Origin of the sequence: Diplocloster agilis (assembly GCF_019042275.1) — a bacterium.
GTDB lineage: Bacteria > Bacillota > Clostridia > Lachnospirales > Lachnospiraceae > Diplocloster > Diplocloster agilis.
In genome coordinates, this window is record NZ_JAHQCW010000125.1 from 1 (window position 1) to 214 (window position 214).

1 protein-coding gene is annotated in these 214 nt (G+C 63.1%); it reads left to right on the forward strand.

The window, feature by feature from the left end:
- Positions 1–214: hypothetical protein (locus KTH89_RS24810; protein WP_238723475.1), on the forward strand; the 214-nt coding region annotated here is incomplete at both ends.

Genomic DNA, 214 nt, shown 5'->3' on the forward strand with positions numbered 1-214 from the left:
TTGGGCAGGCCGTATGTCCGCCGCTTAGGGCTTGGAACCGCGGGCAGTATCCGGAGACGCTCCGGGCGGCCGGGTTCTTTTGTATCTCCCTGGGGGCGCATAGGGCGGCTGTGAATCCGCTTAGTGGAATCGGAAAGCCGGGTTCAGGATGCACGGCGGACTTCACGTCCGACGGGCAAGAGCCTCTGAACCGGGAACACATCACGTGTTCCTG